Here is a 706-nt window from a genome sequence, read left to right as displayed (position 1 = left end):
TCATAACCGGTGGTGAGCCTAACCTTTGATCTAAATTCTGTGCAGATAGTGCAAAGTGTTCTGCGGGAATGAGGAAATCATCATGTTGATCTACAGCAGTGTCCACTGTGAACTGCTAGTCAATGATGAAAATATTGCGACCTAAATGGTCGTAGATTATGGTCAGCCTTGACTTCACTTTGCGTCACAGTGTCTAAACTCTTTGGTAGTCAAGTATGGAAGAGATTAGTTATTGCGTAGTCTCAAAAGCCAAAAAATGACCATTTGAGAAGCTTCGCCCACTGCCGACAGGTAAAAGATCGCTCAATTTGGTTCGAGAATGATGTTAAGCAATCAAGCAGTGCTCCGGGCAGGGTGCGCAATTCTATGGTTATGAGCAGAAAATCTCCATAATCGAAATCGATCATTCTTCGAGGAGTGCGAAGAAGTCCTCTTCGGATAAGACCCGGATGGGTAGTCCTTGCTCGTGAAGCGCTGTGGCTTTCTCTAGCTTGCGAGATGCCGAAGACCCTTCCTTCCATGCAGCTGGATTCGGAACTCCCACTACTAATAGTGTGGTCTTTTTGGTTAATCCCTTGAGTGGTGTAGCACCGATATGGCTGAGAAGCTCGTTCATGTCGGCGCGTGTTCCTCGAACTAAAGATCCAGTAAAGCAGACGTTTTCTCCTTTTAGCGCCGTTGAAGTTCCGTAGTGTTCGACGAGTTG

General features: G+C 46.0%; 1 protein-coding gene. It reads right to left on the bottom strand.

The genetic code is table 11. The features are described 5' to 3' along the window. Nucleotides 1-403 precede the first annotated feature (403 nt). Nucleotides 404-706 (bottom strand): BRCT domain-containing protein (locus tag C5L39_RS10620; RefSeq protein ID WP_197714746.1); only part of this gene is annotated, 303 nt, incomplete at its 5' end.

Source organism: Corynebacterium alimapuense (assembly GCF_003716585.1).
GTDB lineage: Bacteria > Actinomycetota > Actinomycetes > Mycobacteriales > Mycobacteriaceae > Corynebacterium > Corynebacterium alimapuense.
The sequence above is the reverse complement of the archived record's forward strand: the minus strand, read 5'-3'. Positions and strand labels throughout refer to the sequence as shown.